Annotated in this window: 1 protein-coding gene and 1 pseudogene; both read left to right on the plus strand. The window is 53.3% G+C overall.

Annotated elements, in window-relative coordinates:
• Positions 1-10: 10 nt before the first annotated feature.
• A pseudogene (locus M3234_RS29835) lies at positions 11-118 on the plus strand (hypothetical protein); the annotation flags it as partial.
• Positions 119-134: 16 nt separating this feature from the next.
• The gene (locus M3234_RS29840; protein ID WP_311964048.1) at positions 135-380 is read left to right on the plus strand and encodes a PhoH family protein; all 246 of its coding nucleotides are present in this window, start codon (positions 135-137) and stop codon (positions 378-380) included.
• The last annotated feature ends 140 nt before the right edge of the window (positions 381-520 follow it).

Below are 520 nucleotides of genomic sequence, written 5' to 3' on the forward strand. Positions count from 1 at the left end.
GGTTTACGATGTGCTGGTGAAAAGGCTGGGGGCTTCCTTTATGCAGTACTGCCTGCGTCCGGAAATCGGCAAGGTGGAAATCGCGCCGTTCGCCTATATGCGCGGACGTACCTTTGAAAATGCGGTGGTGAATTCTGGACGAGGCCCAGAACGTGACCGCAGCGCAGATGAAGATGTTTTTAACCCGCCTCGGGGAGAACGTGACGGTCATCGTCAATGGCGATATCACCCAGTGCGACTTGCCCTCTGGCGTGAGATCTGGCCTGAGCGATGCGCTGGCGCGTTTTGAGGAAGACGAGATGATCGGCATTGTGCGTTTCACCACCGATGACTGCGTGCGCTCGGCCCTCTGCCAGCGGACGCTGAAAGCCTATTATTAATCGTCATACTGTGAGTAAGGCCCGGGCTAGCCCGGGCTTTGTTGTTTTGATCCTTGCGACAGTCTGAAGTGCGGATAAAATTTCTGTTTTGAGGGATCCATCGCTGTATGTGATAGAATTTCTTCTCTGTAATACAAGAA

The sequence above is a fragment of the Neobacillus niacini genome (genome assembly GCF_023715785.1).
GTDB lineage: Bacteria > Bacillota > Bacilli > Bacillales > Cytobacillaceae > Neobacillus > Neobacillus niacini_E.